Here is a 5,179-nt window from a genome sequence, read left to right on the forward strand (position 1 = left end):
CGTTCAACCAGTTCGAGCGATTGCCGGTGCCGACCGTGACCGCGGTACAGGGCCTGTGCTTCGGCGGCGGCTTCGAGTTGGCCCTCCGCAGCGACGTCATCTTCGCGGGCGAGAGTGCCCGGTTCGGCCATTCGGAACAATCCATCGCCATCGTCACCCTACTGGGCGGCGTCTACCGGGTCGCGGAGCGCGCAGGGCGATCCCGTGCCATGGAGTGGGCGATGACCTCTGAACAGGTTCCGGCCGCGGAGATGGAGCGCTTCGGGGTGGTCAACAAAATCGTGCCGGACGACGAACTCGACCACGCCGCAACATCTTTCGCACGCAAGCTCGCGCAGGGACCGACGAAGGCACACGCGGCGCACAAGGCGCTGCTGCGCACCTGGGCGATCGGCGGCGTCGCAGCGGCCGACGAAACCATGTTCGACATCGCACTGCCCCTGTTCCGAACCGACGACACCCGCGTGGCGATTCCCGCCGCGATCAACGCGTTGCGATCCGGCGCGCCACGCCCCGCGATGCCGTTCCAGGGCCGCTGAGAGGACTCCACCATGCCGACACTGTCCTACGACGTCCACGTCGCCCCGTCCATCCCGACCGCGATCCCCGATCTTCCCCCCGGCCTCGACCGCCGGTGGTGGTCACCGATCACCTCGACACTCATCAGCGGCGAATCCGACGCCGTCCTCGTCGACCCCTTGATGACCGTCGAGCAGGCACGCCACCTGGCGGACTGGGTGGCGGCCAGCGGCAAGAACCTCACGACGATCTACGTCACCCACGGCCACGGTGACCACTGGTTCGGACTGTCCACCCTCCTCGAGCGCTTCCCCCGAGCTCGCGCGATCGCCACCCCCGCCGTCGTGGCGCACGCTCGGCAACAGTGCGCGCCGGAGTTCGTCGAGTCGTTCTGGAGGTCCCGGTTCCCGGGGCAGATCCCGGATCGATTCGTCTTGCCCGAGCCCGTAGCCGGGACCACCTTCGAGCTCGAGGGCGAGGAGATCCAAATCATCGAACTCGGCCACACCGACACCGACGACACGACCGCGTTGTACGTGCCGTCGATCGGATTGGTGGTGGCCGGCGACGCCGCATACAACGACGTGCATCTCTACCTCGCCGAGTCGCCGGCCGAAGGGCGAAAAGCGTGGATTGCCGCGCTGGACGCCCTAGCCGCCTTGGAACCCGTCTCCGTCGTGGCCGGCCACAAGAATCCCGCTCGCGGCGACGGCCCGGAGATCATCGAGCAGACGAAACGATACATCCGGGATTTCGAGGAACTGGCCGCAATCGCCTCGACCACGCCGGAGCTCTACCAACTCTTGCTCGAGAAGTATCCGGACCGGGTGAACCCCGGAGCCGCGTGGGGATCGGCACGCTCAGCAAAAGGGTGAGCCGGGAAATGCCCGGACCCCTGGACAGGTCACAGCCCTAGGTACAGCGAATCCGACGATAGGAATTATTGATGATCATCGACGGGTCCACTTTGGACCCCACAGCCGCCTACAAGCTCTTGATCGGCAGCATCCTGCCCCGCGCGATCGGCTGGGTGAGCACGGTTTCCACCGATGGCGTCGCGAATCTGGCACCCATCTCGTTCTTCACCGCCGTCGGCCGCAAGCCACCGATGGTATCGCTGTCCATGCAGGCCCGCTCCGATGGCCATCTCAAGGACACCTTCGTGAACATTCGCGACACCGGCGAGTTCTGCACGAACCTGGTGTCCTTGCCGCATGCACACCAGATGCATCGCACCGCGGCGGAATTCCCCAGCAACGTAGATGAATTCGACGCGGTCGGACTGGAGAAGGCGCCATCCCAACTGGTGAAGCCTCCCCGGGTCGCGGGCGCCCCGATCTCCTTCGAGTGCACCCTCGAACGGATCATTCCCATCGGCGACCTCGACGATCACATCGTCTTCGGTGTCGTCGAACGATTCCACATCCGTGACGATCTGTACCTCGACCGCGGGCGCATCGATACGGCGGCCCTCAACCCCGTCGGACGGTTGGCGGCGGAGTACACCCTGGTCGAGAACGTGTTCACTACGCCACTCGAGGACCACATCCTTGAAGCCCGCCGAGAAGCGCGCATGAGGCGACTCGATGACAAGGACACCGACTTCTCGCCGATCGACACCAGCTCGTGGTCCGCGTCGGGTTCCATTCGAGACTGACCCGCACAACGGAAGAAACCAATGCCCATTGAACTCAGCCCCGATCCGGTCGCGGCTCAACTCGCCAACCGGACCGCAGAATTCATCCGCGCCATAGTGCTCGCCGTCGAGGACGAGCACCGCGGTGTAGCGAACTCGGAGGCCGTACGAGCGCAGCTGCAGCACGCCGCGAAAAGTACTGCTGCCGTTCATCAGCCGGCACAGCCCATCGGGACGCCTCGCGCATGCAACATGAACTCGACGCCGCCGTGGTGTTCCTTGCCAGCCCCGCCTCCTCCTCCTACAGCACCGGCACCACGCTCCGTGCACGGTGGCATGTCCGGACACTGAGCTCAGCCAGTTCGGCTCCCCGCTCACCCGGACCGCACTCGACGGCGGCTGAGCCAGACAACATCGAGGCCGACGCACGTCGCCCGGCCTCCCACACGCCCGCGGTGTGACACACCACCGCAGTGCCGGATCGAATAGAGACCAGCCCATGAAGACGATGATGCTTCCCGCGACCGGCATGGAACCCGCGCTCGAAATCGTGCACGCCCCCGCGACCGGTGTCGCCGACCGTTCACCGCTGCTCTTCGTGCATGGCCTCGGACACGGCGCATGGTGCTGGCACAACTGGCTGGAAGCAGCAGCCGCCGCCGGTCACCAGGCCTACGCGCTCTCCTTCCGAGGCCACGGTGGTAGCGAAGGCAGCGTCGCCGGGGCGCGGCTGCGCGATTATGTCGCTGACACGGTCCGCGCCGCGACGTCGATCGCGGACGGGAAGGGCGTCCTCATCGGACATTCGCTCGGCGGTCTCATCGTCCAGCACGCCCTGCCCGTGATCAAGCCCGCGGCCGCGGTCCTGCTCGCGAGCATCTCAGCCCACCCCGCCATTGGAACGGCCATATCCGTGGTACGACACGATCCGATCCAGGGACTGCGCCTCGTCGCAGGCCTTCCCCTCCATCTGGGCCCCGACATGCTCTTCACCGGACTGGACGCGGCGTCAGCAGCAGCAGCAATGGTGCGGATGACCCCGGAATCGGCGCTGGTGCAGTACCAGCTCCTGGCACGCACCCCGGCGCCGCTGCCGTCGCCGTCCATCCCGGTGCTGTCGGTTGCGACCACCGATGACCGTGTCGTCCCGATCCGCGCCACGCGGGCGACCGCCCGCCGGTACGGTGCCACCATCCGCGAGCTGGAAGGGATCGGCCACGACATGATGCTCGACGCCGGCTGGCAGACAGCGTGGGACGTCGTCGATCAATGGCTGCACTCGCAGGCAGTGGCCCCTACTTAGATAAGAGGTCTGCGTCACTGGCACCGGTGAACCAGCAGCGGCGAAACACGCCGCTCTGCAGGCGCTCCGGCCCGGAGGAGATTTCAAGGACAGCATCTGCACCGCGCTGACGATCGAACTACTGTCCTGGATCGCCACCTCGGCGGCGGATTTTCATACCGCCCCGCCCTCTCGAGTGCCGCGGCCGCAGTCTGGGCGTGGCTGGGGACCGGCGTCGAGGCGTTCGGCCCGCACCTTCAGGAGGATTCGATCTACTCAGCGCAGACCGCGGCAGAGGCCCTCGGAGAAAAGGAAGTCGCGGCCGTAGCCCGGCGGAACGCAACGATGACACTCGATGCGGCCGTCGCACTAGCACTCGGCGGGGAAGGTCGGTCCGAAAAGCCCCAGCGCACCCGCAAGATCACTCCTGTACGAAGCGAGAAAATGAGATCGCGAACCYAGTGGCAGAAGGATCGAGCAACCGTGCCATTGTCGAATCCGTGGTGCTGTCTCCACGCACCATCGACGGCCGCGTCGAACGCATCCTCACCAACTCGACTTCACATCACGCACCCAAATCGCCTCAGGGGACGCATCCCAGAAGAGATGACGCTCAACCGTTTCGCACTAGTGGGGCACTGTCACGTTGATCGAAAGAATAGGCGGCGAGAGTGTGATTACCCGCGGATGGGTTTCGGGAGCTGCGCCGCGCGGGGGTTACGGAAGGAGCCCGAGTCGGCGGGCGCGAGACACCGCCTCGACCCGGGAGCGGGCATCCAGCTTGCCCATCGCTTCACGCAGATAGTGCTTCACTGTCTCGGGTTTGATCGACAGTCGTTGCGCGGCTGCGGCATTGGTACAGCCGAGAGCAACATAGGTGAGGACGTCGACCTCACGACCGGACAATGTGATATCGGTGGCGGGAAGGTCGCCGCCACGGGATAGAACGGCGAGTTTGTCTGCGAGACCGTGCAGAGTTGTCGCGAGTGCTGAGTCCGGGGCGGTGCGCATCAGTGCCCGCAGGTCGGAGTGGATCTCGCGGATACCTTCGGTCAGCGCCGTTGCTGTGGGTGCCTGCCCACCATCGACAAGTGTGTCGATCAACTCGACCCGTCGGTCGACTTCGTCTCGAATTTTGATTTCGGTGGCGAGTCGGTCACCGGCTCGGGTCAGTATGTCGAGAATTCGACCCCCGCTCGGGGTGGCCTGACGAAGTGCGGCGTACATGATGGCGCGCGCTGCGCCGCCGACAACCACCGGTACCGCGATGATGGATCGCAGTCCTTCGTTGATGACGGGTCGGTCGTAGTCGTGGGTAATGGTCTGTGCCGTCGCGTAGTCCTCGACCCACTGGGGCCGAAGCAAGGTGATCGCGCGCCCGCCAAGTCCCAACATCGGTGAAATCAGCAGGCCGCGCAGCCCGACAGTTCTGGTGCCGAGTGTCTCGGAGATCTTCAGGGTTCCCGCGGAGACGGGGCCGCCGAATACCACCGGGGGTGTCGCGAAGCCCGCTGCGATGACGCGTAGCTCGGCGCGAAGGGCATCGTCATCGCGCGGTCGGAGCAACCGCGCTGAACCTTCTGCGTCTGACACTGCCACCTCTACCTCCTCCTGGCGTGCGCCCCGTGATACGTGACACGAGAAGCCTAGTCGTCCATCATCATTCAACCTGTAAGGACGGGCTGCAGGTGCAGCGCGTACTGCGGAACAGTGCAATTGATGCGCTGCACCCGGTGTGCTGT

5 protein-coding genes are annotated in these 5,179 nt (G+C 65.4%); 4 read left to right on the plus strand and 1 reads right to left on the minus strand.

Features of this window, described 5'->3' with window-relative positions:
* The 4 genes from AC1D1G_RS41440 to AC1D1G_RS41455 form a co-directional block, all read left to right on the plus strand.
* The coding region (locus AC1D1G_RS41440) for an enoyl-CoA hydratase/isomerase family protein (protein WP_477956520.1) at nt 1-539 on the plus strand (539 nt) is incomplete at its 5' end.
* Nucleotides 540-551: 12 nt separating this feature from the next.
* The gene (locus tag AC1D1G_RS41445) at nt 552-1,394 is read left to right on the plus strand and encodes an MBL fold metallo-hydrolase (RefSeq protein WP_280784191.1); all 843 of its coding nucleotides are present in this window, start codon (nt 552-554) and stop codon (nt 1,392-1,394) included.
* Between the two features lie 71 nt (nt 1,395-1,465).
* On the plus strand, nt 1,466-2,176 hold the full coding sequence (locus AC1D1G_RS41450; protein WP_164066070.1) for a flavin reductase family protein: 711 nt from the start codon (nt 1,466-1,468) through the stop codon (nt 2,174-2,176).
* 478 nt (nt 2,177-2,654) lie between these two features.
* Nucleotides 2,655-3,458, plus strand: coding sequence for an alpha/beta hydrolase (locus tag AC1D1G_RS41455; RefSeq protein WP_283334100.1), 804 nt, complete (start codon nt 2,655-2,657; stop codon nt 3,456-3,458).
* A gap of 696 nt (nt 3,459-4,154) precedes the next feature.
* Here AC1D1G_RS41455 and AC1D1G_RS41460 read toward each other — a convergent pair.
* Nucleotides 4,155-5,036 (minus strand): helix-turn-helix domain-containing protein, encoded by an 882-nt coding sequence (locus tag AC1D1G_RS41460; RefSeq protein ID WP_283334098.1) that lies wholly within the window; start codon nt 5,034-5,036, stop codon nt 4,155-4,157.
* Between the last annotated feature and the right edge of the window lie 143 nt (nt 5,037-5,179).

This window comes from Rhodococcus sp. P3_B8, assembly GCF_056402775.1.